This window comes from Anaerotignum faecicola (assembly GCA_024460105.1).
Classification (GTDB): domain Bacteria; phylum Bacillota; class Clostridia; order Lachnospirales; family Anaerotignaceae; genus JANFXS01.
This window is the reverse complement of sequence record JANFXS010000545.1, coordinates 1-393: the sequence shown is the minus strand read 5'-3', so window position 1 is coordinate 393 and position 393 is coordinate 1. Positions and strand designations below refer to the sequence as shown.

Below are 393 nucleotides of genomic sequence, written 5' to 3'. Positions count from 1 at the left end.
CATCCGAATACAACAGAAAATACGGTGACGGTTCCGGAAGGCGTTGATGCAGAACTACTGGGAAAGGTTCTTTCCAACCCGGAGATGGCAGCACCTCTTACTTCACTGGCGAAGACGATGAAGTGAAAAATAGTGTAATTTTAGTGGAAAAATAATTCATGAATCGATTAATGGAGGTGGACAATTTGATAAAGGTTACACTAACGAATGAAATTTTAAAAAGGATATCGGAAATTGATGAAAATCGTTTTTCTCTCAGCACGATAGAATTGCCACCTGTTACAAAGAATAGACTTAGAAAAAACTCCAAGAAAAAAAGTTCATATGCTTCTAATAAGATTGAGGGGAATCCATTGACTGAAAAACAGGCAAGTGAAGCCATTGACAGTGAGC

Annotated in this window: 1 protein-coding gene; it reads left to right on the top strand. The window is 38.2% G+C overall.

The window, feature by feature from the left end; genetic code table 11:
* Positions 1 to 176: 176 nt before the first annotated feature.
* A partial coding sequence (locus NE664_15310; protein ID MCQ4728000.1) for a Fic family protein occupies positions 177 to 393 on the top strand: 217 nt, incomplete at its 3' end.